A 24,033-nucleotide genomic window follows, 5' to 3' on the forward strand; every position below is an offset into this window, starting at 1 on the left:
GACCCGCCGTAAGGGCGGAACCGCCAGTGGCCATTACCGCAGAAACGGATATGTACCCCAACTCAACTCAACTCAACTCAACTCAACTCAAAAAACAGCATTCCCCCTATTGCCACAAACGTCCCAGAAAGCAGCCATAAAAAAAGGCCACCCGAAGGCAGCCTTTAAAAACTAGAGAGGTTTTTATGCTTACACGGCCGCTACAGGGCGCATGTAAGAGATTGGTGCGGTGCTGGCGTCTTCGAACGTCACGACTTCCCAAGCATCTTTCTGCTCAATCAACTTGCGCAGCAGCTGGTTGTTCAGCGCGTGGCCGGACTTGAAGCCTTTGAACTCACCAATCAGGCTATTGCCCAGCAGGTAGAGGTCGCCGATTGCATCGAGAATCTTGTGCTTGACGAACTCGTCTTCATAACGAAGGCCGTCTTCGTTCAACACACCATCGGAATCGACCACGATCGCGTTTTCAACACTGCCGCCGAGTGCGAGGTTGTGCTTGCGCAGGTACTCGATGTCACTCATGAAACCAAAGGTACGGGCGCGGCTGACTTCTTTTACGAACGAAGTGCTGGAAAAGTCCACGCTTGCACTCTGGGTGCGGTCACGGAAAACCGGGTGATCGAAATCGATCTCGAAGCTCACCTTGAAACCTTCGAAAGGCACGAAAGTGGCGCGTTTGTCGCCGTCTTCCACTGTCACTTCCCGCAGGATACGGATGAACTTCTTGGCTGCGTCCTGCTCTTCCAGGCCAGCCGATTGAATCAGGAATACGAAGGGTCCGGCACTGCCATCCATGATCGGGACTTCGGACGCGGAGAGCTCGACGTAGGCGTTATCGATGCCCAGGCCAGCCATGGCCGAGAGCAAATGCTCCACCGTATCCACTTTGGTGTCACCGTTGACCAGTGTGGTCGACATAGTGGTTTCACCAACGTTTTCCGCGCGAGCAGGGATCTGCACCACAGGGTCGAGGTCGGCACGACAAAACACGATGCCAGTATCGACAGGCGCGGGCTTGAGGGTCAGGTAGACCTTCTCACCGGAGTGCAAGCCGACACCTGTGGCACGGATAATATTCTTCAGGGTGCGTTGTTTAATCATGGCATGGGCCGCTTCAGCGCAAATTGCGAACTGGTATCAACAAAGGCTGGCGATAATAGCAGACCAGACCTTTGCTGAACACCAATCACCCGTATCCCCCTGATACATTTCATCAATCGGCCTGACGACGCAGGAATGCCGGGATGTCCAGGTAATCCAGATCGTCTTGCGGATTCATCTTCGCGGCAGTCGCAGCACCGGCCTGAGCCTGGTTGCGCATGACGGTCGGACGGTCCAGGTCACGGTAGTTCACCGCGGGTTGTTCCTGACGAGCGGCTGCTTGTTGCTGCGGCTGCGATGCCAGGGAGGTCTGAACGGTGTTGTCGATCACCTTCATCGGTTTCTCGATTTTCGCGCCCAGGCCAGTGGCAACCACGGTCACGTGCAGCTCGTCACGCATGTCAGGATCGATCACGGTGCCGACCTTGACCATGGCGTGGTCGGAAGCGAACGCTTCGATGATGCTACCCACGTCGGAGTACTCGCCCAGGGACAGGTCCGGACCGGCGGTGATGTTCACCAGGATGCCACGGGCGCCCTGCAGGTTGACGTCTTCGAGCAACGGGTTGCGGATAGCCGCTTCGGTGGCTTCGCGAGCACGGTTCGGACCGCTGGCGCAGCCAGTGCCCATCATCGCCATGCCCATTTCGGACATCACGGTGCGTACGTCGGCGAAGTCGACGTTGATCATGCCTGGACGCTTGATGATGTCGGAGATACCGCGAACGGCACCGGCCAGTACGTCATCGGCCTTGGCGAAAGCCGACAGCAGGCTTGCGTCCTTACCCAGGATGGTCAGCAGCTTCTCGTTGGGAATGGTGATCAACGAGTCGACGCTTTCGCTCAGCGCGCGGATGCCCTCATCGGCAATCTGCATGCGCTTGCGGCCTTCGAACGGGAACGGACGGGTCACCACCGCAACGGTGAGGATGCCCATTTCCTTGGCTACTTCGGCGATGATCGGCGCCGCACCGGTACCGGTACCGCCGCCCATGCCAGTGGTGATGAACACCATGTTGGTGCCAGCCAGGACTTCAGCGATGCGCTCGCGGTCTTCCAGGGCAGCCTGACGGCCAACCTCGGGATTGGCGCCGGCACCCAGGCCCTTGGTCACGCCGGTACCCAGTTGAAGGATGGTTCGCGCGCCGATGTTTTTCAGCGCTTGAGCATCAGTGTTGGCGCAAATGAATTCGACGCCTTCGATGTTGCTCTTGACCATGTGGTTGACAGCGTTGCCGCCGCCACCGCCGACACCGATTACCTTGATAACCGGGCTAGCGGGGATGTTGTCTACGAGTTCGAACATTTTCCCTCTCCTTTCATTCTCTAGTTTTTTCGCCTACTGCGTTTGTTGCATCTTCCAGTGCCAAGCCAGAGGCTCGTCGCTTGAAGCTTTAAACCTGTTGCTAAAAATTGCCCTTCACCCAAGCCTGGAGCCGCTCGAAAAGCGGCGCCTTCGGCTCGTCGCTGTTGTAGCTGTCGCGGCTGCCGATGCCCGAGAACGAAACCCCGTCGGACTGCTTCTGCAGGCCGTACATCAACAGGCCCACGCCGGTGGAGTAAATCGGGTTGCGGACCACGTCATCCAGGCCCTTGACGCCATGGGGCACGCCCAGGCGCACCGGCATGTGGAAAATCTCTTCGGCCAGTTCGACCGCGCCTTCCATCTTCGACGTACCGCCGGTCAGCACGATGCCGGCCGGGATCAGGTCTTCGTAGCCACTGCGACGCAGCTCAGCCTGGATCAGCGTGAACAGCTCGTCGTAACGCGGCTCGACCACTTCGGCCAACGCCTGGCGGGACAACTCGCGCGGAGGACGTTCGCCAACACTTGGCACTTTGATGGTTTCACCGGCACCGGCCAGTTTCGCCAGGGCGCAGGCGTAGCGGATCTTGATTTCTTCGGCGTACTGGGTCGGAGTGCGCAAGGCCATGGCGATGTCGTTGGTGACCTGATCACCGGCAATCGGGATCACTGCCGTGTGGCGGATCGCGCCTTCGGTGAAGATCGCGATGTCGGTGGTGCCGCCGCCGATGTCCACCAGGCACACGCCCAGTTCCTTCTCGTCGTCAGTCAGTACCGAGTAGGCCGAGGCCAGTTGCTCGAGGATGATGTCGTCGATTTCCAGGCCGCAACGGCGCACGCATTTCTCGATGTTCTGCGCGGCGTTCACGGCACAGGTCACCACGTGGACCTTGGCTTCCAGGCGCACGCCGGACATGCCCAGGGGCTCACGCACGCCTTCCTGGTTATCGATCACGTAATCCTGCGGCAGGGTGTGCAGCACACGCTGGTCGGCCGGGATCGCCACGGCCTGCGCCGCGTCGAGCACGCGCTCAAGGTCAGCGGAGCTGACTTCACGGTCACGAATCGCCACGATGCCGTGGGAGTTCAGGCTGCGGATGTGATTACCTGCCACACCGACGAACGCCGAGTGGATCCGGCAACCGGCCATCAGCTGCGCTTCTTCAATGGCGCGCTGGATCGATTGCACGGTGGACTCGATGTTCACCACCACGCCTTTTTTCAAGCCACGGGACGGGTGGGTACCGATCCCGACGATGACCAGCGTGCCGTCGTCCGCGACCTCGCCTACCAGCGCAACCACCTTGGAAGTGCCGATATCCAGACCGACGATCATTTTTCCGCTTTGCACGTTTGCCATGGGTCCTGCCTCTTCTTAATTCTTCGCGACGGCGGGTTCAGCCGTCGTGGGCGCTACAGGTTCCCGCCAGCCAACAGCCAGGCCGTTGGCGTAGCGCAGATCGATGCGCGCGATGTTCGTAATCTGGTCTTTGAGCGTCTTGTCATAGATGGCAATGAAGCGGCGCATCTTTTCCACCTGATTGCCGCGCCCGAGCAGCAGCTCGATGCCCGGCCCCGAGCTGCCCGCGCCAGTGGTCAGGAACCAGCTGCCGCGCTCACGCAACTCCAGGCGCGCGATGGAGAAGCCCAGCGGCCGCAACATCTGACTCAACACCTGGTACTGCTGCATTACTTTCTGCTGGGCCCGCTGAGGACCAAACAGTTGTGGCAAATGTTCGTAGTTGGCCAGTTCCCGCGGCGTGAACGCCTGGCCCTGGTTGTTCAACAGCGACTCGTCACCCCAGCGGGCCACGGGCAGTTGTTCTTCCAGGCGGATCGATACCTGGTCAGGCCATACCCGCCGCACTTCGGCATGGGCGATCCAGGGCATCTGCTCCAGTTCCTTGCGCATGCCCGCCAGGTCGATGGTGAAGAAGCTCGACGCCACGAATGGGGCGATCCGCTGCTGCACGGCTTGCTGACTGATGTAGCTCAGGTCGCCCTGCACATTGATCCGGGCGATCGGCCGATCCGCATAGGGCAGCAACCGCTGGGCCCCTTCGTACGTACCGAACCCCAACGCCACCAACAACACCGGCCAGAACAGACTCTTGAGAAAACCGAAGTTGGCTTTCGGCAGGCGCGCCGACATCGGCTCTTTGGCCACCATTCGGCTGGCACCCCGCGGCACCGGCTTGCGACCGGGTGCGGATGGCTGATGACGAAGCGATGCGCCTTGCATGCTTAACCTCTTGGCTCTTGAGAGCCGACACTGGCGGCCAGGATCGACAGCACCAGTTGCTGGAAATCCAGGCCGGCGGCACGGGCCGCCATCGGTACCAGGCTGTGATCGGTCATGCCTGGGGCGGTGTTGACTTCCAGGAACCAGAACTGCCCGTCGGCGTCCTGCATCACGTCCGCCCGGCCCCAACCGGCAATACCCAGCGCCTCACAGGCCTTGGCCGTGAGGTCCATCAGTTGTTTTTCCTTGGCGCTGTCCAGCCCGCATGGAATGCGGTACTGGGTGTCATTGGCCACGTACTTGGCGTCGTAGTCGTAGAACGTGTGCGGCGTGCCCAGGGCAATCGGGGGCAACACCTGGTCACGCAGGGTGGCGATGGTGAACTCGGGACCGGTGATCCACTGCTCGACCAACACTTGCGAATCGTAGGAACTGGCGTCTTTCCATGCCGCGGTCAACTCAGGCAGCGAAGTCACTTTCGCCATGCCGATACTTGAACCTTCATGGGCCGGTTTGACGATCAAAGGGAAGCCCAGTTCCGTGGCCGCCGAAATACAATCGGCCTCGGATGCCAGCACGGCGTGACGGGGCGTGGGAATGCCGAGACTGTGCCAGACCTGCTTGGTGCGCAGTTTGTCCATGGCCAAGGCAGACGCCAGGATGCCGCTGCCGGTGTAGGGAATACCCAGGCATTCGAGCAGGCCCTGCATGCTGCCGTCTTCGCCGCCGCGGCCATGAAGAATGATGAACGCGCGGTCGATTTTTTCGTTCAGCAGGCGCTGCAAAAAGTCGTCGCCTACGTCGATGCCGAACGCGTCGACACCGGCACTTTGCAGGGCTTGCAGCACGGCGTTGCCAGACTTGAGGGACACTTCGCGCTCGGCGCTCTTGCCGCCGAACAGCACGGCGACGCGGCCGAAGGCTTTCGGGTCCAGGGTCGAAACCAGGTTGGCGTAGGCAGCAGTCATTTCAGTTTCCCCTCGCTGGATGCCACGATTGCCCCGGCGAATAACGGACTTTTCAACAGTTTCGGGGCCAGGCCACCGATGTCACCGGCGCCTTGGCACAGCAGGATGTCGCCAGCGCGCAGCAGCGGTTTGACCAGCGGTGCGAGGTCCACGCCGCGCTCGATGTAGATCGGGTCCAACTGACCGCGTTGGCGAATGCTGTGGCACAGCTGACGGCTGTCGGCGCCCGGGATCGGCTCCTCGCCGGCCGGATAGACTTCCATCAGCAGCAGCACATTGGCGTCGGCCAAAACCTGGACGAAATCGTCGTACAGGTCGCGGGTACGGCTGTAGCGGTGCGGCTGGTAGACCATCACCAGGCGCCGCTCCGGCCAGCCACCGCGCACGGCCTTGATCACCGCCGCGACTTCGGTCGGGTGGTGGCCGTAATCGTCCACCAGCATCACGTTGCCGCCGTCCACCGGCAGTTCGCCGTAGACCTGGAAACGTCGTCCCACGCCCTGGAACCCGGACAGGCCCTGGACAATGGCTTCGTCACTGACACCTTCGTCGGTGGCGATGCAAATGGTGGCCAGGGCATTGAGCACGTTGTGGTTGCCCGGCATGTTCACCGACACATCCAGCGGCTCGCGGTCAGGGCGCAGCACCGTGAAGAACGTCTGCATGCCCTGCTGGCGCACGTTGATGGCGCGCACGTCGACTTCTTCGCCGAAACCGTAGGTCACGGTCGGGCGCTTGATCAGCGGCAGGATCTCGCGCACCACCGGATCGTCCAGGCACACCACTGCCAAACCGTAGAACGGCAGGTTGTGGAGGAACTCGACGAAGGTTTTCTTCAGTTTGTTGAAGTCACCGTCGTAGGTCGCCATGTGGTCGGCGTCGATGTTGGTGACCACGGCCACCAGCGGCTGCAGGTGCAAGAAGCTCGCATCGCTTTCGTCGGCTTCGGCGATCAGGTAACGGCTGGTGCCCAGCTGGGCATTGGTGCCCGCGGCATTCAGACGACCGCCGATCACGAAAGTCGGGTCCAGGCCACCGGCAGCGAACACCGAGGCGATCAGGCTGGTGGTGGTGGTCTTGCCATGGGTACCGGCAACGGCGATGCCGTGGCGATAACGCATCAGTTCGGCCAGCATCTCGGCACGCGGCACCACGGGAATGCGCCGTTCCAGGGCGGTGGCGACTTCCGGGTTGGAGGTGTTCACGGCGCTGGAGACCACCAGCACATCAGCGTTGGCGGCGTTCTCGGCACGGTGGCCGATGAAAATCTGCGCGCCAAAGGATTCCAGGCGCTCGGTAACCGGCGAGGCTTTCAGGTCGGAACCGGAAACCTCATAGCCCAGGTTCAGCAACACTTCGGCGATCCCGCACATGCCCACCCCGCCGATACCGACGAAATGGATGCGGCGGATACGGCGCATTTCCGGTTGCGGCATGGCTTTGCGATTCTCAACCATGGGCCACCTCCAGGCAGGTATCGACCACTTGAACCGTGGCGTCGGGTTTGGCCAGGCGACGGGCGGCGCGGGCCATGTCTTCGATTGTTTGCGGTTGCATCAAAACCTCTGTCAGGCGCGCGGCAAGATCCGCGGCACCAGTCGTTCTTTGCGGCATCAGGAAGGCAGCGCCTTCACGGGCCAAATAATCGGCGTTGCGGGTCTGGTGGTCGTCGATGGCGTGGGGCAAAGGCACCAGCATCGAGGGCAGACCGGCGGCGGCCAGTTCGCTGATGGTCAACGCGCCTGCGCGGCAGACCACCAGGTCGGCCCAGCCATAGGCTTGGGCCATGTCTTTGATGAAAGGCTGCACTTGCGCCTCGACGCCTGCGGCGCGGTAGCGCTCGGCGGTGACTTCATCGTGGTTTTTGCCGGCCTGGTGAAACACCTCGGGCCGCAGTTCGGGAGCGACCTGCGACAAGGCTTCGGGCAGCAATTTGTTCAACGGCTCCGCCCCCAGGCTTCCGCCCAGGATCAGCAAACGCGCCTTGCGTCCGGCCAGGGCCGGGCGCGGTGTATCGAGGAACAGCTCGGTACGCACCGGGTTACCGGTGGTACGACGGCTGCCCGACAGGGTAAAGGTGTCGGGAAAGGCTTCACAGACTCGAGCGGCCAACGGCACCAGTAACCGATTGGCGGTACCGGCCACGGCGTTCTGCTCGTGAACGATAACCGGCACACCGGCCAGTTTTGCCGCAACACCGCCAGGACCGGTCACATAACCACCAAAGCCCACCACGCATACCGGCCGCAACCGACGAATGATCGCCCGGGCCTGCCAGATCGACTTGAGCAGCATCAGCGGCGCCTTGAGCAGCGACAACTTGCCTTTGCCCCGCAGGCCGCTGGCGCTGATCCGGTGCAGTTCCAGGCCGGCGGCGGGCACCAGTTCGTTCTCGATGCCCCGTGGCGTGCCCAGCCAGTGCACGGTGTAACCGCGCGCCTGGAACTCCCGGGCACAGGCCAGCGCCGGGAACACATGCCCCCCGGTTCCGCCGGCCATGATCAGCACGTTAGCGCCCATGAGTCGGCTCCTCGGCGAAGTCGCTCTCCTGGAATTCCATCTCTTCGCTGCCCAGGTGGGTTCGACTCTCCCATTCGATGCGCAACAACAAGCCCAGGCAGGCACAGCAAATCACCAGGGAACTGCCGCCGTAACTGAGGAACGGCAGCGTCAGGCCTTTGGTTGGCAACAGGCCGACGTTCACGCCGATGTTGATCAGGAACTGACCGATCCACAGGAACGACAAGCCATACGCCACGTACGCGGCGAAATACTGCTTGGCCCGCTCGGCCCACAAACCGATGTACATGCCGCGCACACAGACAAATACGAACAACCCGACGGTGAGCAGCGAACCGACCACGCCCAGTTCTTCGGCCAATACCGAGAACACGAAGTCGGTATGGGCTTCGGGCAGATAGAACTGCTTCTGCACGCTGTTGCCCAGGCCTACGCCCAGCCATTCGCCGCGACCGAAGGCGATCAGGGCCTGGGTCAATTGATAACCGGAACCGAACTGGTCGGCCCACGGGTCGGTAAACGTGATCAGACGCGCCATCCGGTAAGGTTGCGCCTGCACCAGCACCGTCACCGCGCCGACCGCCAGCGCCACCATCAGGGTGAAGCGAAACAGCCCGACACCGCCGAGGAACAACATCGCCGCTGCGGCCCCCATCATCACCACCGTGGCGCCGAAATCCGGCTCCATCAGCAGCAGGCCGGCCATCGGCAGCAACACAATGAACGGCTTGAAAAAACCCATCCAGCTCTCGCGCACTTCTTTCTGACGACGCACCAGATACCCGGCGAGGTAGATCACCACGAAGACCTTGGCGATTTCCGAAGGCTGTACGTTGAAGAAGCTGAAGCCGATCCAGCGCATCGAGCCGTTGACCTCGCGACCGATGCCCGGCAACAGCACCATCACCAACAGACCAAAGGCACCGAGCAACATCATCCAGCCCAGGCGTTGCCAGGTGGCGATCGGCACCATCATGGTGACAATGCACGCGACCAAACCGATCACCAGGTAAATCAGGTGACGAATCATGTGATAAAGGGTGTTGCCCGATTGCACGGCAGCCACTTCCGACGATGCGGAAGTGATCATCACCAGGCCCAGGCCCAGCAGCGCCAGGCAACCGACGAGCATCGGGAAATCCAGGTCGATGCCGCGCCCGGTGATCAGCGGGGATGGGTATGGCTTGATGATGTTCATCAGGTTCATGCCAAGCCCTCCACGGCCCGGGCGAACAACTGCCCGCGCTCTTCGTAGTTCTTGAACATGTCGAAACTGGCGCAGGCCGGCGACAACAGCACGGCATCGCCCGACTGTGCGAGGGCGCGGCATTGCTGCACCGCTTCGTCCAGCGAAGCGACGCGAACCAGCGGCACCCCGTCACCGAGGGCCTGGGCGATCAATTCGCGGTCACGCCCCATCAGCACCACGGCCCGGCAGTTGACCGCAACCGGATCGCGCAGGTCCTTGAAGTCGGCACCCTTGCCGTCGCCGCCGGCGATCAGCACGAGCTTGCCTTGGATGTCCGCGCCCAGGCCCTCAATGGCAGCCAGCGCGGCACCCACGTTGGTGGCCTTGGAATCGTTGTACCAGGCCACCCCGTCAAGATCGCGAACCCACTGGCAGCGGTGCTCGAGCCCGGCAAACGTGCGCAGGGCCGACAGCATGGCGTCGAACGGCAGACCGACCGCATGTCCCAGGGCCAGCGCCGCCAGGGCATTGGCCTGGTTGTGGGCGCCGCGAATCTTCAACTCGCGCACCGGCATCAGGTTCTGGAATTCGAAGGCCAGGTATTTCTCGCCATTCTCTTCGCGCAACCCGAAGCCTTTGAAATCCGGCACACCGAGGCCGAAGGACCAGCATGGCATGCCCTCGCCCAGCAACGGACGAGTCAGGGCGTCCTGACGGTTGAACACTACCTGCCGAGCCCCCCGGAAAATCCGGTGCTTGGCCAGGTGATAAGCCGGCAGGCCGCTGTAGCGGTCCATGTGGTCTTCGCTGATGTTGAGTACGGTCGCCACTTCGGCGCCCAAGTGGTCGGTGGTTTCAAGCTGGAAGCTCGACAACTCCATCACGTACAGCTCGACGTCATCACTGAGCAGATCCAGCGCCGGGGTTCCCAGGTTGCCACCCACGGCAACCCGCTTACCGGCCGCCGCAGCCATTTCACCCACCAGGGTGGTGACGGTGCTTTTTGCGTTGGAGCCGCTGATGGCGATGATCGGCGCCTTGGCGTGACGGGCGAACAGCTCGATGTCACCGGACAACTTCACGCCACGGGCGGCGGCGGCCTGCAAGGCCGGGGTTGCCAGCGCAAGGCCGGGGCTCACGTAGAGCTCGTCGGCGCGGCACAGGAACTCGACATCCAGCTCGCCACAACGCACGTCCACCTGCGGGTAGTCACGACGCAGCGTGGCCAGCTCAGGTGGATTTTCCCGCGTATCGGCCACGGCAAACGACACGCCCCGGTTCGCCAGGAAGCGAACCAGGGACATGCCGCTCTTGCCGAGGCCGACAACGATGCGGAAGTGGTCAGAAGCGATCAGGGACACTCGTTCTACCTCAGCTTCAGGGTGGCAAGGCCGACCAGGACCAGAATTACGGTGATGATCCAGAAACGGACAATCACACGCGGCTCGGGCCAGCCCTTGAGTTCAAAGTGGTGGTGGATCGGCGCCATGCGAAATACCCGGCGGCCGGTCAATTTAAAGGAAGCAACCTGAATGACGACTGACAGCGTCTCCATCACGAACACACCGCCCATGATGAACAGGACGATTTCCTGGCGAACGATGACGGCGATGGTGCCCAGGGCCGCGCCCAGCGCCAGCGCGCCGACATCGCCCATGAAGACCTGCGCCGGGTAGGTGTTGAACCACAGGAAACCCAGGCCGGCGCCGATCAGCGCACCGCAGAACACGATCAGCTCGCCCGCCCCCGGCACATAAGGGATCAGCAGGTATTCAGCGAATTTCACGTTACCCGACAGGTAGCAGAAGATCCCCAGCGCGCCGCCCACCATCACGGTCGGCATGATCGCCAGGCCATCGAGGCCATCAGTCAGGTTGACCGCGTTGCTCGAGCCGACGATCACCAGGTAGGTCAGCACGATGAAGCCTGCGCCCAGCGGGATGCTGTAGTCCTTGAGCATCGGCAGAATCAGGGTGGTTTCCACCGGGGAGGCTGCGGTCATATAAAGGAAGATCGCCGCGCCGAGGCCGAATACCGACTGCCAGAAATACTTCCAGCGGCTCGGCAGCCCCCGGGAGTTCTTCTCGATGACCTTGCGGTAGTCGTCGACCCAGCCGATGGCGCCGAACAACAGGGTCACCAGCAATACCACCCACACATACCGGTTCGCCAGGTCGGCCCAGAGCACGGTACTGATGCCAATGGACGACAGGATCAGCGCGCCGCCCATGGTTGGAGTACCGGATTTGGACAGGTGCGATTGCGGGCCGTCGTTGCGGACCGACTGACCGATTTGCAGGTTCTGCAAGGTGCGGATCATCCACGGGCCCAGGAACAGCGACAACGACAACGCGGTCAGCACACCCAGGATCCCGCGCAGGGTCAGGTACTGGAAGACCGCGAAGCCTTTGTGGAACTGTTGCAGGTACTCCGCTAGCAGCAGCAGCATTAATGTTTCTCCATACGGGAACCGCACAGCGCCGCGACGATGTTTTCCATCGCGGCACTGCGTGAGCCCTTGATCAATAAGGTGGTGTTCGGGTCCTGCTCGGCGCTCAGGGCCTGAATCAATTCGGCCTGAGTGCTGAAATGCTGTGCGTGCTCGCCAAACGCGGCCACCGCATGGGCCATCATCGGACCGACGGCATACAGTGCATCGACCTTGCCACGCGCGTAGGCGCCGACATCGTGATGCCCCTGTTGCGCCCATTCGCCCAACTCGCCGATATCTCCCAGCACCAGCACGGTACGGCCGGGGAAACCGGCGAGGATATCGACCGCGGCGCACATGGACGTCGGGTTGGCGTTGTAGGTGTCGTCGATCACGCGCATGCCGTTGCTGGCCAATTGCGCAACGGAACGCCCCTTGACCGGTTGCACCGCGTTCAAGCCGGCCACGATGCCCGGCAACGACACGCCCAAAGCATGGGCCGCAGCCGCAGCGGCCAGGGCGTTGGCGACGTTATGGGTGCCAAGCAGGTTCAACTGGACCCGCTCTGCACCGTCGGGGCTGTGCAGGTTGAAGGCCGGGCAGCCGCGAGCATCGCGGTCCAGGTCGCTGGCGTAAAAATTCGCCGCCACATTGCTCAAGGCAAATGTCAGGACCTTGCGCCCAGCCGCCCGGGTCTTCCAGATTTCGAAGGCCTTGTCGTCAAGATTCAGCACGGCGACGCCATCGGCATCCAGCCCCTCGAGAATCTCGCCCTTGGCCTCAACGATTTTGTCCGGACCACCGAACTCACCGACGTGGGCGGTCCCGGCGTTGTTGATCACGGCCACGTGAGGTTTGGTCATGCCCACGGTGTAGGCGATCTCACCGAGCCGCGAGGCACCGAGCTCAATGACCGCGGCACTGTGTTGCGGTGCCAGTTCCAGCAATGTCAGGGGTACACCCAGGTCATTATTAAGATTGCCACGAGTCGCCAACACCGGACCGCGGGTGCGCAAGATGCTCGCGAGCATTTCCTTGACCGTGGTCTTGCCACTGGAGCCGGTGATGGCCGCGACCGGGTTGCGGTATGCGGCGCGGTTCAATGCACCGAGCTGGCCCAGGGCCTGGCGAGTGTCGTTTACCTGCAATTGCGCCAGCGTGCTGTTGGTCACTTCCCGCTCGACCAGCGCCGCGACCGCACCTTTGGCGGCCACATCGTTCAGGTAATCGTGGCCGTCAAAACGCGGCCCGGCCAGGGCAACGAACAACTGCCCCGGGGCAATCGCCCGGCTGTCGATGCTCACCCCATCGAAACTGGCGTCAGCCGCGATCAGCCGCGCCTGCAGGACATTCGTCAGCTCGCTGAGCTTCAAAGCCTTAAGCATGGGCCACCTCCCACGCGGCCAGGGCATGATCGGCTTCCACCAAATCGGAAAATGCGTGGCGTTCGCCGTTGATTTCCTGATAGTCCTCATGGCCTTTACCGGCCAGGACAATGACGTCGTCCGCCGACGCACCGGCGATCAACTGGGCAATGGCCTGGCCGCGACCGGCCACGAAGGTGACGTTATCCACCGCCGAGAAGCCGGCGCGGATGTCGTCGAAAATCTGCGACGGGTCTTCGGTGCGCGGATTGTCGTCGGTGACCACTACGCCGTCGGCCAAGCGCTCCACCACTTCGGCCATCAGCGCACGCTTGCCACGGTCACGATCACCGCCGCAGCCGAACAGGCACAGCAACTTGCCCTTGGCGTGTGGCCGCAGGGCCATCAGGACTTTTTCCAACGCATCCGGGGTATGGGCGTAATCGACCACCACCAACGGTTGCGTTCCGCCGCCCAGCCGTTGCATACGTCCGGCCGGCCCTTCGAGTTTGGGCAGGACCTTGAGGATTTCATCCAGGGCGTAGTCCAGGCCAAGCAAGGCACCCACGGCGGCCAACACATTGCTCAGGTTGAAACGCCCCAACAAGGTGCTGCGCAGGTGGTGTTCGCCTTGAGGTGTAACCAAGGTCGCGCGCACGCCTTCGTCATCGAATTGCGCCTGGCGTACATAAAGGTAGGCGCTGGCATCTTCCAGGCTGTAGGTGATCAACCGGGACTCGCGCTTATCGGCGGCCAATTGCCGGCCGAACGCGTCGTCAAGGTTGAGGACCCGGCACTTCAAGTCATTCCAGGCAAACAACCTGGCTTTTGCTTCGCCGTAAGCCTGCATGGTGCCGTGGTAATCCAGGTGATCGCGCGACAGGTTGGTCAATACCGCGACGTCGAACGCCAAGGCTGTCACGCGCCCCTGATCCAGGCCATGGGAAGAGACTTCCATCGCCACAGCCTTGGCTCCGGCCTTTTTCAGATCGGCCAGGGTTGCTTGCACGGCGATCGGGTTCGGCGTGGTGTGCAGGCCACTCTCCAGCGCGCCGTGGAATCCGTTACCCAAGGTCCCGACGATGCCGCAATGCTGACCCAGCAGATCCAGGGCCTGGGCCACCAGTTGGGAAACGCTGGTCTTGCCGTTGGTGCCGGTCACGCCAATCAGGTTCAAGTGACGACTCGGGTCGCCGTAAAAACGCCCGGCAATGTCCGACAACTGGGCCGCCAGGCCCTTGACCGGAATCAGCGGCACATCAGTGATCGGTAGCACGGTCGCGCCGTCGACTTCATAAGCCACGGCAGCCGCGCCGCGCTTCAAGGCGTCGGCGATGTGGGCGCGACCGTCGAACCGGGCACCCGGTACGGCCAGGAACAGATCCCCGGCACGCACGTGGCGGCTGTCCAGGGCCAATTCGCGAATCAGCAGATCGTGGCCCGCATGGGCAAAAATCTTGTTCAGGCTCAGGGACATCAGCCACGCCCTCCTTCGGCTTTCAAGGGTACGACCGGCGCGGTATTGGCTTGCTGGGTCGGCGGCAGGTTATCCGGGGTGATATTCATCAGGCGCAGGGTGCCGGACATCACTTTGCTGAACACCGGTGCCGAAACCAGCCCCCCGAAGTAGCCGGCCTTGCTCGGTTCGTCGATGACCACCACGACGGCGTAGCGCGGGTCGCTCATCGGGCCGAAACCGGCGAACAGCGAACGGTAGGAATTCTCGGCATAGCCCTTGACGCCCGCGGAGGTTTTGCGGGCCGTACCCGACTTGCCGCCCACGTGATAGGCCGGCACCTGGGCGCGGTACACCCCACGCGGCGCTTCGATCACCTGTTGCAGCATGCCTTGCATGGTCTTGGCGACGTCCTCCGGAATGACCTGAGTAGCCTCCGGGGCCTTGTCGGTTTTGATCAGTGACAGCGGTGTCATGCGGCCGTTGTTGGCCAGCACCGAAAACGCGTGGGCCAACTGGATCGCGGTCACGGAAACACCGTAGCCGTATGACAACGTGGCCGTTTCGGCCTTGCGCCACTCACGGTAGTTCGGCAGATTGCCGACCCGCTCGCCAGGAAAGCCCAGGCCAGTGCCCTGGCCAAGACCGATTTTCTGGGCAAGACGGTAAATCGTTTCCCCACCGATATCGAAGGCGATCTTGCTCATGCCCACGTTACTGGAGTTGATCAGGATGCCGGTCAGGTCAAGCACCGGACCTTCGGTCTTGGAGACGTCCCGAATGGTGTACTTGCCGATCTGCAAAGTGCCTGGATACACCTCGACCGTATCCCCCGGCTTCCAGCGCCCGGTTTCCAGAGCCGCCGCCATGGAAACGGCTTTCATGGTCGAGCCCGGTTCGAACACGTCGATCATCGCGCGGTTGCGCATCATCGCCGGTTGCAGGTTGCGGCGATTGTTCGGGTTGTAGGTGGGCTGGTTGACCATGGCCAGGATCTCGCCGGTCTTCACGTCGAGAATCACCAGGCTGCCGGCCTTGGCACCGTTCTCGACGATGGCATTGCGCAGCTCACGGTTGGCCAGATATTGCAGGCGCAGATCAATGGACAACGCCAAGGGCTTGCCGGCCTTGGCGTTTTTGGTGACCTGGACATCCTTGATCAGCCTGCCACGCCGATCCTTGATGACCTGACGCTTGCCGGGAACCCCGGCGAGCCATTCGTCGTAGGCCAACTCGACCCCTTCTCGCCCCCGGTCGTCGATGTCCGTAAAGCCGACCATGTGGGCGGTCACTTCACCGGCCGGGTAGAAACGCCGGAACTCTTCGATGCCGTAGACGCCCGGCACTTTCAGGTCGAGCACCCTCTGGCCTTGCTCGGGCGTCAACCCGCGCACCAGATAGATGAATTCTTTGCTGGCCTGGGCTTCAAGGCGTTCGGCCAGGGCCTTGGGGTCCTGGCCAAGGGCGACGGCCAGGGCCGGCCACTTTTCCTTGGCCTGCTGCATTTCCTTGGCGTTTGCCCACAGGGTAGTCACCGGGGTGCTCACAGCCAACGGTTCGCCATTGCGGTCGGTGATCAGGCCACGGTGAGCCGGGATCGGGATGTGCCGCATGCTACGGGCATCACCCTGCTCTTTGAGGAAGTCACGGTCGACCACTTGCAGATCGATGATCCGCCAGACGATGGCCGCCACCATGATCCCGAGCAGGCCCAGGACCAGGCGGAAGCGCCACGGAAAGAGTGCCCCTTCGAGCTTCATCATGGCGCCACCATCTGCACTTCGGCAGCCCCGGGAATGCGCATTTTCAGCTGTTCGGTCGCCAGTACTTCGATGCGGCTATGGGCGGTCCAGGTGCTCTGCTCCAGGATCAACCGGCCCCACTCGGCCTGGGCCTTGTCGCGCACGCTCAGTTCGCTGTAAAGGGTGTTGAGCAACTGCCGGTTCCAGTGCGCGCTGTAGGACACGGCGATGGCCGACACGAGCACGCCGATAAACAACAGCAGCATGAAAAAGCTGCCGCCAGGCAGGGGCTTGGCGAAGAGCTTGCTCACCGCAACTTCTCCGCAACACGCATGACGGCGCTACGGGCACGCGGGTTGGCCTTGAGTTCAGCCTCGGAGGCGAACTGCGCCTTGCCATGAATCTTGATTTTCGGCACGAAGGCTTCGAAACGCACCGGCAGGTTGCGCGGCAGGTTATCGGCCTCACCCTTGGTGAGCTTGCGCATGAACAGTTTGACGATACGGTCTTCCAGGGAATGGAAGCTGATCACCACCAGTCGCCCGCCGACCTCAAGTGCTTCAAGTGCCGCCTCAAGGCCGGCCTCCAGATCACCCAGTTCATTATTGACGTGGATGCGCAAACCCTGGAAAGCCCGGGTAGCCGGGTTCTTGCCCTTCTCCCATGCCGGGTTGGCGACTTTGAGCACTTCGGCCAGGTCGCCGGTGCGCTCGAACGGTTTGATATCGCGACGCTCAACCACGGCACGGGCCATGCGACCGGAAAAACGTTCTTCGCCGTATTCCTTGAAAACACGGGCGATTTCTTCCACCGTAGCGGTATTGACGAATTCGGCGGCGCTGATTCCGCGGGACGGATCCATGCGCATGTCCAGCGGGCCATCATTGAGAAAACTGAAGCCGCGCTCAGGGTCGTCCAACTGCGGCGAAGACACGCCCAGGTCAAGCAAGACGCCACTGACTTTGCCAGCCAGGCCACGCTGGGCGACTTCCGATCCCAGCTCCGCAAAGCTGCGCTGCACAACGACAAAGCGGCCGTCTTCGGCCGCTAGCGCTTGCCCGGTGGCAATCGCTTGAGGATCCTTGTCGAACCCCAGCAGCCGACCGTCCGGACCGAGCTTGCTGAGGATCAGCCGGCTATGCCCGCCGCGCCCGAACGTGCCATCCAGATAGCAGCCATCAGGACGTACGGCGAGAGCCTCGACGGCTTCGTCAAGCAGTACGGTGATGTGGTTAAAGCCGCTATCAATAGTCACAGGATCAAATCACGCAGTTCATCAGGCATGGCGCCCGGTTGTTGAATAGCAGCAAGGTCAGCGGCAGAGACCGCATTCCAGGCATCTTCGTCCCACAGTTGGAACTTGTTCAGTTGGCCCACCAGCATCGCGCGCTTGTCCAGCTTGGCGTATTCGCGCAGGCGCGGCGGAACCAGGAAACGACCGCTGCCGTCGAGTTCGAGGTCGACGGCGTTACCGATCAGCAAGCGTTGCAGGCGGCGGTTTTCTTCACGCAGTGAAGGCAGTGCGCGCAGTTTGGTTTCGATGATTTCCCACTCATCAAGAGGGTAAACACACAAACATGGGTCAACGGCGTCGATCGTGACGATTAACTGCCCGGAACTACGCGAAACGAGCTCGTCACGGTACCGGCTCGGCATGGCGAGACGGCCCTTTGCATCGAGACTGATAGCGTTAGCTCCGCGAAACACGTCAGCGTTTCTCCAAAAATTTTGCGTTTTACGCTCAAAAAACCCACTTCATGCCACTTTCCGCCACTTGCGCACACTATAGGAATGCGCCCACCGCACCGTCAAGGCGCGGAGTGAAGGAAAAGCCTTATAGATCGGAGATTTAGGAGCGTATCTGGAGGGGCGATGGGAATCTGACGTAGGATTTTTCGCCACAACTTCAGCGAACACAGGAAGCTGCGCTCAGAAGTTAAAGTGATTTGTTAAGAGTAAGATTTTTTTGGTCTTAGCAATTGCGTCTGCCAGCGATTCTGGCAGGAGGGGAAAAGGTGGAGAGTCGATCTGTAAGCCGGGTTCTGTCTTGAACAGTCATTCGTCTACGATGGCCATCACTGGACATCTTTAGCAACCTACCCGGTCCCAGCGCGGGCCACGCCTTGGGACCCTATTTGGTCTTGCTCCAAGTGGGGTTTACCTAGCCACGAACTGTTGCCAGCCGTGCGGTGCGCTCTTACCGCACCTTTTCACCCTTACCGGCGCCGAAACGCTTAGGCGGTTATTTTCTGTGGCACTTTCCGTAGGCTCACGCCTCCCAGGCATTACCTGGCACTTCGCCCTATGGAGCCCGGACTTTCCTCCCCCCCCTAATTTTCATAGAGGGCAGCGACTGTCCGATCGACTCTCCGCCGCGAAGGTTAACGGCAGAGCGGCCGAAGAACAAGCGCTAAAAGCCCTTGGCCAGCCCCGCGCCCCGGTTTCACTGGCCCTTCTGTTTTTCCAGCGCGACCTGATACAGGACGTTCTTACGCTCGCCGGTAATCTGCGCCGCGAGAGCGGCGGCGCGCTTGAGGGGCATTTCCTCAAGCAGCAGGTCCAGGATGCGCATCGCTTCACTGCTGACGGTCTCTTCATTGTCCGGCGCCGTCCAGCCCGCCACCAGCACGACGCATTCACCGCGCTGCTGGTTGCTATCGCCTTCGACGAAGGCGCGCAACTGCGCCAGCGGCAACCCCTTGAGGGTTTCGAAGGTTTTGGTCAGCTCCCTGGCGAGCAGCGCCGGGCGCTCCGGACCAAACACCAGCTCCATGTCCTGCAGGCATTCAAGGATGCGGTGCGGCGCCTCATAAAAGATCAACGTACGCGGCTCCTCCTTTATAGACTCCAGGCGCGCCCGTCGCCCCACCGCCTTGGCTGGCAGAAAACCTTCGAAAATGAAACGGTCCGACGGCAGGCCCGCCGCCGAAAGGGCTGCGATCAAGGCGCACGCCCCCGGCACCGGCACTACGCTGATACCGGCCGCCCGAGCCTGGCGCACCAGGTGATAGCCAGGGTCGGAAATCAGCGGTGTACCCGCGTCGGAAATCAGCGCGACGTTATCGCCCGCCAACAAACGAGTGATAAAACGACTGCCTTCTTCCCGCTCGTTGTGCTCATGACAGGCCGCCAACGGCGTTGAAATGCCGAAATGTTGCAACAAGCGTTGAGAGTGGCGCGTATCTTCGGCCGCAATGAGGGCCACCTCCTGCAGGATTTTCAGCGCCCGGGCACTGATATCGTCCAGGTTGCCGATGGGCGTCGCCACCACATAAAGCGAGCCGGCAGCGGAATTCAAAGCACCTGGAGCAGTCAAAGCGCACACCTCATGATCGGTAAAACCGCCATTGTAGCGCGTAGTGTGCGTCACGACTGCCCGCAGCGCCTCGCTGTCCGGCGACCTGCCGTGCTGCGCCGCAACATTTGAAATACCTAAATTGATCGATTCACGCCACTAACATCGCGCCCCGGCCAGTGCTTGGGTACAATTCGACGCTAATTTGATCTCGTATCAGGAACATTTACATGATCGCTTGCCTGCGGCTGCTCTCCGCCCTCTGCCTCGCTGCCCTTCTGGCGGCCTGCGCCAGCTCGCCCTCCTCCAGCCTTGGCGAACTTCCACGGACCCCGGATGCCAGTATCGAGCAGTTGCTCGAACAGGCCACTCAAAGCAAAACCCCGGAAAAAGCCGCCCTGTTGCGCCTGAGTGCAGCAGACCTGGCCTACCGCCAGGGCAATGCCGGCCAGTCCGCGCAGATCCTGCAACAGGTGCCGATGGAGCAACTCAAGCCCGGCCAGCAGATTTTCGCCAGCACTCTGGCGGCCGAACTGGCAATGACGCGCAATCAACCCAAAGCAGCGCTGAGCGCCCTGAGCCACCCGAGCCTGCAGCACCTGGGCGAGCTACCGGTGGAACAGCAGGTCCGTACCGGCACCGTCCACGCCCGCGCCCTCGAGGCCGATGGCCAGACCCTGGCCGCCGCCAAGGAACGGATCTTCATTGCGCCCCTGCTTGAAAACGAAGCGGCGGCGAAAAACCACGAGGCGATCTGGTCGTTGATCGCCTCGCTGCCCACCGATCAACTGCAACCGACCACCACCGACGACCTGGGTGGCTGGCTGAGTTTGGCCCAGGCTGTAAAAACTGCCGGTACGCTGGAACAGCAACAGGCGGCTATCGACAGCTGGCGCGAGCAGAACCCCAAGCACCCGGCCGCGCTCCAGTTGCCGACGCCGCTGGTCAAGCTCAAGGAACTGGCGAGTCAGCCCCTGAGCAAGATCGCCTTGCTGCTGCCCCAGGATGGCCCGCTGTCCTCGGTCGCCAGAGCTTTGCGCGAAGGTTTCATGGCTGCCCACTATCAGGCCCAACAAGCCGGGCAGAACCCGCCAAGCATTCAGTTTTATGACAGCTCGCGCCTGACCTCCCTGGATGATTTCTATCGCAAGGCGCAGGCCGACGGCGTGCAACTGGTGGTCGGCCCGCTGGAAAAACCCTTGGTCAAGCAGCTCAGCACCCGCCCGCAACTGCCGATCACGACCCTCGCGCTCAATTACAGCGAAGGCGAGCAAGGCCCGGCCCAACTGTTCCAGTTTGGCCTGGCCGCGGAAGACGAAGCCCGCGAAGTATCGCGTCGCGCCCGTACGGACGGCCTGCATCGTGCCGCCGTCATGGTGCCAAAAGGTGAATGGGGCGATCGCGTCCTCAAAGCCTTCAGCGAGGACTGGCAGGCCAATGGCGGCACCATCATCGCTGTCGAACGTATCGATCAACCCGTACAACTGGCCCAGCAGATTGCCGACATGTTCCATCTGCGCCAGAGCGAAGGTCGCGCCAAGCGCCTGCAAAGCACAGTCGACACCGCCGTCGCGGCCCAGCCGTCCCGCCGCCAGGACATCGAATTCCTGTTCCTGGCCTCGACCCCGCAACAGGCCCAGCAGATCAAGCCGACCCTGAACTTCCAGTACGCCGGCGACGTACCTGTGTACGCCACCTCGCATGTGTTCAGCGCCAGTGGCGACCAGAATCAGTACAACGACATGAGCGGCGTGCGCTTCTGCGAAACCCCGTGGCTGCTCGATGCCAACGACCCGCTGCGCAAGCAGGTCACCGCCCAGTGGCCCCAGGCCGGCGGTAGCCTGGGTCGGTTGTACGCGATGGGAGCGGATGCTTATCGTCTGGCTCCGCGCCTGGGTCAGCTAAAGACATTACCGGACACCCGCATCGAGGGGTTGTCGGGCAGCCTGGCAGTGTCGCAGTCCCAGCGCGTGCAACGTCAACTGCCGTGGGCCGAATTCGTCAACGGTCAGGTGCAGCGCCTGCCAGACACTCAGCGCTGATGCCTGACCGATCTCGCCAGCAAAGCGGACGGGATGCCGAGAGCCAGGCTCTCGCGCATCTTCAGCAACAAGGTCTGCGGCTGCTGGCGAAGAACTGGCTGTGTAAACGTGGCGAGCTTGATCTGGTCATGCTTGACGGCGATACAGTAGTATTCGTCGAAGTCCGCTACAGAAAAAATACTCAATGGGGTGGCGCGCTCGACAGCATCGATGCACGCAAGCGCCAGAAGCTGGTTTTCGCCGCGCAGTATTTCCTGCAAATCGAGTCTCGCTGGGCCGATCATCCCTGCCGCTTCGACGTGGTTGCCATCGACAGCAACGCCGATCAGTTGAACTGGTTGCAGAATGCCTTCGACAGTTGAACGTCAACACCCATGACGAGCCGAGCCGGACACCTTCACCCAATTTTTGCTCTTTGCTTTGCGCGCCGCACATGCTTGTGCCGATAAGCCGCGCTACTTAAGGTCACACAGATGGACATGCAATCGCGAATTCGCCAGCTTTTTCAGGCCAGTATCGACACCAAGCAACAGGCGATGGACGTACTTGCACCGCACATCGAGCAAGCCAGCCAAGTGATGGTCAACGCCCTGCTCAACGAAGGCAAAATGCTTTCGTGCGGCAATGGCGGTTCTGCCGGCGACGCCCAGCATTTCTCATCGGAGCTGCTCAACCGCTTCGAGCGCGAGCGCCCCAGCCTGCCGGCCATTGCATTGACCACCGACAGCTCGACGATCACCTCGATCGCCAACGACTACAGCTACAACGAAGTGTTCTCCAAACAGATCCGCGCCCTGGGCCAGCCCGGCGATGTGTTGCTGGCGATCTCCACCAGCGGCAACTCGGCCAATATTATTCAGGCGATCCAGGCCGCACATGATCGCGAAATGATTGTCGTAGCATTGACCGGTCGCGATGGCGGCGGCATGGCGTCACTGCTGTTGCCTGAGGACGTCGAGATTCGCGTACCGGCCAATGTCACTGCACGCATTCAGGAAGTCCACCTGCTGGCGATTCATTGTCTTTGCGACTTGATCGACAGCCAACTGTTCGGGAGTGAAGAATGACCCCTAATCGCCTAGGCCTTCTGGCCCTGACCCTGTGCCTCGGCATCAGCGGCTGCACATCGGTGGTTAACGCCAGCCGGGAAAAGCCGATTGAAGACGACCGCGGCACCCGCACCTTCGGCAGCAAGATCGACGATTCGTTGATCGAAACCAAGGCAGGCGTGAACATCGCCAAGGCCGACCCGGACCTGGACAACAACTCGCACATCGTCGTCACCAGCTTCAACGGTGTCGTGCTGCTGGCCGGCCAGACCCCACGCGCGGATCTCAAGGCCAAGGCCGAACAGGCTGCAAGCGCCGTGCAGCGGGTCAAGACCGTGCACAACGAACTGCAGGTCCTGCCACCTTCCTCGTTGCTGGCGCGTCAGAACGATGCCTGGCTGACTACCAAGATCAAGACGCAGATGCTCACCGACGCCAGCATTCCCGGCTCGCGCATCAAGGTCGTGACTGAGAATGGCATCGTCTATCTGCTGGGGCTGCTGACCAAGCAGGAGGCTGCGCAGGCGACCAATCTGGTGCAAGGGGTTTCCGGGGTGCAGAAGATCGTCAAGTTGTTTGAGTACATTGACTGATACTGAACTTCAGGTACTCAAGAAAAACGGCGCTTCTTCCGAGACGGAAAGCGCCGTTTTTTTTGGCTTCATTTTTTTTTGGGGGGTGATTGGTGTGTATATCCGTTGCTGCGGTAACGGCTGCTTATGGTTCCGCTCTTACAGCGGGTCACTTTTGGAAGAGCGCCAAAAGTAACCAAAAGCGCTTTGCCCCACCACTCGGTGCCTCGCCTAGGCTCGGCATGCCCTCACTCCGGCATTGCTCCGTGGGCCCGCCGCGAAGGGCCATCCATGGCCCAGCGCGGCTACCTCGGCATCCATGCCGAGGTGCCCACTACGCAATACCTGCGTTCGGCCAGCGTGGTTAACGGGGCGCCCCAGATCAAAATCAAAAACGAGGCGGCCTGACAGCCGGCCTGTTCTGGAGCGAACGGGTTTCCCCTGTGGGAGCGAGCTTGCTCGCGAAAGTGGAGGGTCAGTTTGCAGTGATGCTTGGATGTACCGGCGTCATCGCGAGCAGGCTCGCTCCCACAGGTTTTTGTGTCGCTTGCAGATGTGTGAGCCCCCACAAATCAATGTGGGAGCGAGCCTGCTCGCGATAGCGGTAGTTCAGCTAAATAGATACTGGCATCTACCCCGCTCTTGCTCTTGCTCTGCTTTTGATCTTGATCTTGATCTCGACGCCCCGTTAAACCACGCTGGCCGAACGCAGGTATTGCGCAGTGGGCATCCCGGCATGGATGCCGGGATAGCCGC

At 61.6% G+C, this 24,033-nt stretch carries 21 protein-coding genes and 1 other RNA gene; 4 read left to right on the forward strand and 18 right to left on the reverse strand.

What is annotated here, in order from left to right:
- Nucleotides 1-189: 189 nt before the first annotated feature.
- From lpxC to rsmI, 18 genes are all read right to left on the reverse strand, one after another.
- A complete protein-coding gene (gene lpxC, locus T3A99_RS08525) occupies nt 190-1,101 on the reverse strand; it encodes a UDP-3-O-acyl-N-acetylglucosamine deacetylase (protein WP_030139673.1) in 912 nt (303 codons plus the stop codon).
- Between the two features lie 112 nt (nt 1,102-1,213).
- Nucleotides 1,214-2,407 carry a cell division protein FtsZ gene (gene ftsZ, locus T3A99_RS08530; RefSeq protein ID WP_047228824.1) on the reverse strand — a complete coding sequence of 398 codons (1,194 nt, stop codon included), beginning with the start codon at nt 2,405-2,407 and terminating at the stop codon, nt 1,214-1,216.
- Between the two features lie 100 nt (nt 2,408-2,507).
- On the reverse strand, nt 2,508-3,767 hold the full coding sequence (ftsA, locus tag T3A99_RS08535) for a cell division protein FtsA (RefSeq protein WP_076383614.1): 1,260 nt from the start codon (nt 3,765-3,767) through the stop codon (nt 2,508-2,510).
- A 15-nt stretch (nt 3,768-3,782) separates the two neighbouring features.
- A complete protein-coding gene (locus T3A99_RS08540) occupies nt 3,783-4,649 on the reverse strand; it encodes a cell division protein FtsQ/DivIB (protein WP_047228822.1) in 867 nt (288 codons plus the stop codon).
- 2 nt (nt 4,650-4,651) lie between these two features.
- Complete coding sequence (locus T3A99_RS08545) at nt 4,652-5,617, reverse strand: D-alanine--D-alanine ligase (RefSeq protein WP_076383613.1); 966 nt, start codon at nt 5,615-5,617, stop codon at nt 4,652-4,654.
- Nucleotides 5,614-7,074 (reverse strand): UDP-N-acetylmuramate--L-alanine ligase, encoded by a 1,461-nt coding sequence (gene murC / locus T3A99_RS08550; RefSeq protein ID WP_047228820.1) that lies wholly within the window; start codon nt 7,072-7,074, stop codon nt 5,614-5,616. Before murC ends, T3A99_RS08545 begins: the two co-directional genes overlap by 4 nt.
- Nucleotides 7,067-8,137: an undecaprenyldiphospho-muramoylpentapeptide beta-N-acetylglucosaminyltransferase gene (murG, locus tag T3A99_RS08555; RefSeq protein WP_107321911.1), complete on the reverse strand. Its 1,071-nt coding sequence runs from the start codon at nt 8,135-8,137 to the stop codon at nt 7,067-7,069. The genes murC and murG overlap by 8 nt, the downstream gene beginning before the upstream one ends.
- Entirely contained in the window at nt 8,127-9,344 is a 1,218-nt protein-coding gene (ftsW, locus tag T3A99_RS08560; RefSeq protein WP_047228818.1) for a putative lipid II flippase FtsW, read from the reverse strand. Before ftsW ends, murG begins: the two co-directional genes overlap by 11 nt.
- Nucleotides 9,341-10,687 carry a UDP-N-acetylmuramoyl-L-alanine--D-glutamate ligase gene (murD, locus tag T3A99_RS08565; protein WP_107321910.1) on the reverse strand — a complete coding sequence of 449 codons (1,347 nt, stop codon included), beginning with the start codon at nt 10,685-10,687 and terminating at the stop codon, nt 9,341-9,343. The genes ftsW and murD overlap by 4 nt, the downstream gene beginning before the upstream one ends.
- Nucleotides 10,688-10,692: 5 nt before the next feature.
- Nucleotides 10,693-11,775 (reverse strand): phospho-N-acetylmuramoyl-pentapeptide-transferase, encoded by a 1,083-nt coding sequence (mraY, locus tag T3A99_RS08570; RefSeq protein WP_047228816.1) that lies wholly within the window; start codon nt 11,773-11,775, stop codon nt 10,693-10,695.
- A complete protein-coding gene (locus T3A99_RS08575) occupies nt 11,775-13,142 on the reverse strand; it encodes a UDP-N-acetylmuramoyl-tripeptide--D-alanyl-D-alanine ligase (protein ID WP_322834219.1) in 1,368 nt (455 codons plus the stop codon). The genes mraY and T3A99_RS08575 overlap by 1 nt, the downstream gene beginning before the upstream one ends.
- Entirely contained in the window at nt 13,135-14,598 is a 1,464-nt protein-coding gene (locus tag T3A99_RS08580) for a UDP-N-acetylmuramoyl-L-alanyl-D-glutamate--2,6-diaminopimelate ligase (RefSeq protein ID WP_322834220.1), read from the reverse strand. Before T3A99_RS08580 ends, T3A99_RS08575 begins: the two co-directional genes overlap by 8 nt.
- Nucleotides 14,598-16,337, reverse strand: a complete 1,740-nt coding sequence (locus T3A99_RS08585; RefSeq protein ID WP_172833814.1) for a peptidoglycan D,D-transpeptidase FtsI family protein — start codon at nt 16,335-16,337, stop codon at nt 14,598-14,600. Before T3A99_RS08585 ends, T3A99_RS08580 begins: the two co-directional genes overlap by 1 nt.
- Complete coding sequence (gene ftsL / locus T3A99_RS08590; protein ID WP_047228812.1) at nt 16,337-16,630, reverse strand: cell division protein FtsL; 294 nt, start codon at nt 16,628-16,630, stop codon at nt 16,337-16,339. The genes T3A99_RS08585 and ftsL overlap by 1 nt, the downstream gene beginning before the upstream one ends.
- A complete protein-coding gene (gene rsmH, locus T3A99_RS08595; RefSeq protein WP_416221547.1) occupies nt 16,627-17,574 on the reverse strand; it encodes a 16S rRNA (cytosine(1402)-N(4))-methyltransferase RsmH in 948 nt (315 codons plus the stop codon). The genes ftsL and rsmH overlap by 4 nt, the downstream gene beginning before the upstream one ends.
- Entirely contained in the window at nt 17,571-18,026 is a 456-nt protein-coding gene (gene mraZ, locus T3A99_RS08600; protein ID WP_003205355.1) for a division/cell wall cluster transcriptional repressor MraZ, read from the reverse strand. Before mraZ ends, rsmH begins: the two co-directional genes overlap by 4 nt.
- Nucleotides 18,027-18,334: 308 nt before the next feature.
- An RNA gene (gene rnpB, locus T3A99_RS08605) (RNase P RNA component class A) lies at nt 18,335-18,688 on the reverse strand.
- Nucleotides 18,689-18,762: 74 nt separating this feature from the next.
- Nucleotides 18,763-19,635, reverse strand: coding sequence for a 16S rRNA (cytidine(1402)-2'-O)-methyltransferase (gene rsmI, locus T3A99_RS08610; protein WP_076383607.1), 873 nt, complete (start codon nt 19,633-19,635; stop codon nt 18,763-18,765).
- A 209-nt stretch (nt 19,636-19,844) separates the two neighbouring features.
- On the opposite strand from rsmI, the gene T3A99_RS08615 reads away from it, so the two are divergent.
- The 4 genes from T3A99_RS08615 to T3A99_RS08630 all read left to right on the forward strand — a co-directional run bounded on the left by T3A99_RS08615 (nt 19,845) and on the right by T3A99_RS08630 (nt 23,298).
- Nucleotides 19,845-21,656 (forward strand): penicillin-binding protein activator, encoded by a 1,812-nt coding sequence (locus T3A99_RS08615; RefSeq protein WP_107321907.1) that lies wholly within the window; start codon nt 19,845-19,847, stop codon nt 21,654-21,656.
- The gene (locus tag T3A99_RS08620; RefSeq protein WP_047228808.1) at nt 21,656-22,018 is read left to right on the forward strand and encodes a YraN family protein; all 363 of its coding nucleotides are present in this window, start codon (nt 21,656-21,658) and stop codon (nt 22,016-22,018) included. Before T3A99_RS08615 ends, T3A99_RS08620 begins: the two co-directional genes overlap by 1 nt.
- Before the next feature lie 111 nt (nt 22,019-22,129).
- Entirely contained in the window at nt 22,130-22,723 is a 594-nt protein-coding gene (locus T3A99_RS08625; protein ID WP_007928463.1) for a phosphoheptose isomerase, read from the forward strand.
- Entirely contained in the window at nt 22,720-23,298 is a 579-nt protein-coding gene (locus T3A99_RS08630; RefSeq protein ID WP_047228807.1) for a BON domain-containing protein, read from the forward strand. Before T3A99_RS08625 ends, T3A99_RS08630 begins: the two co-directional genes overlap by 4 nt.
- The last annotated feature ends 735 nt before the right edge of the window (nt 23,299-24,033 follow it).

This window comes from Pseudomonas sp. N-137, from assembly GCF_034555295.1.
Taxonomy (GTDB): Bacteria; Pseudomonadota; Gammaproteobacteria; order Pseudomonadales; family Pseudomonadaceae; genus Aquipseudomonas; species Aquipseudomonas rhizophila.

Excerpts from the sequence above, each read along its gene's own strand:
- lpxC (WP_030139673.1), bottom strand. The coding sequence starts at position 1,101 with ATGATTAAACAACGCACCCTGAAGAATATTATCCGTGCCACAGGTGTC.
- ftsZ (WP_047228824.1), bottom strand. The coding sequence starts at position 2,407 with ATGTTCGAACTCGTAGACAACATCCCCGCTAGCCCGGTTATCAAGGTA.
- ftsA (WP_076383614.1), bottom strand. The coding sequence starts at position 3,767 with ATGGCAAACGTGCAAAGCGGAAAAATGATCGTCGGTCTGGATATCGGC.
- T3A99_RS08540 (WP_047228822.1), bottom strand. The coding sequence starts at position 4,649 with ATGCAAGGCGCATCGCTTCGTCATCAGCCATCCGCACCCGGTCGCAAG.
- T3A99_RS08545 (WP_076383613.1), bottom strand. The coding sequence starts at position 5,617 with ATGACTGCTGCCTACGCCAACCTGGTTTCGACCCTGGACCCGAAAGCC.
- murC (WP_047228820.1), bottom strand. The coding sequence starts at position 7,074 with ATGGTTGAGAATCGCAAAGCCATGCCGCAACCGGAAATGCGCCGTATC.
- murG (WP_107321911.1), bottom strand. The coding sequence starts at position 8,137 with ATGGGCGCTAACGTGCTGATCATGGCCGGCGGAACCGGGGGGCATGTG.
- ftsW (WP_047228818.1), bottom strand. The coding sequence starts at position 9,344 with ATGAACCTGATGAACATCATCAAGCCATACCCATCCCCGCTGATCACC.
- mraY (WP_047228816.1), bottom strand. The coding sequence starts at position 11,775 with ATGCTGCTGCTGCTAGCGGAGTACCTGCAACAGTTCCACAAAGGCTTC.
- T3A99_RS08575 (WP_322834219.1), bottom strand. The coding sequence starts at position 13,142 with ATGCTTAAGGCTTTGAAGCTCAGCGAGCTGACGAATGTCCTGCAGGCG.
- T3A99_RS08580 (WP_322834220.1), bottom strand. The coding sequence starts at position 14,598 with ATGTCCCTGAGCCTGAACAAGATTTTTGCCCATGCGGGCCACGATCTG.
- T3A99_RS08585 (WP_172833814.1), bottom strand. The coding sequence starts at position 16,337 with ATGAAGCTCGAAGGGGCACTCTTTCCGTGGCGCTTCCGCCTGGTCCTG.
- T3A99_RS08615 (WP_107321907.1), top strand. The coding sequence starts at position 19,845 with ATGATCGCTTGCCTGCGGCTGCTCTCCGCCCTCTGCCTCGCTGCCCTT.
- T3A99_RS08620 (WP_047228808.1), top strand. The coding sequence starts at position 21,656 with ATGCCTGACCGATCTCGCCAGCAAAGCGGACGGGATGCCGAGAGCCAG.
- T3A99_RS08625 (WP_007928463.1), top strand. The coding sequence starts at position 22,130 with ATGGACATGCAATCGCGAATTCGCCAGCTTTTTCAGGCCAGTATCGAC.
- T3A99_RS08630 (WP_047228807.1), top strand. The coding sequence starts at position 22,720 with ATGACCCCTAATCGCCTAGGCCTTCTGGCCCTGACCCTGTGCCTCGGC.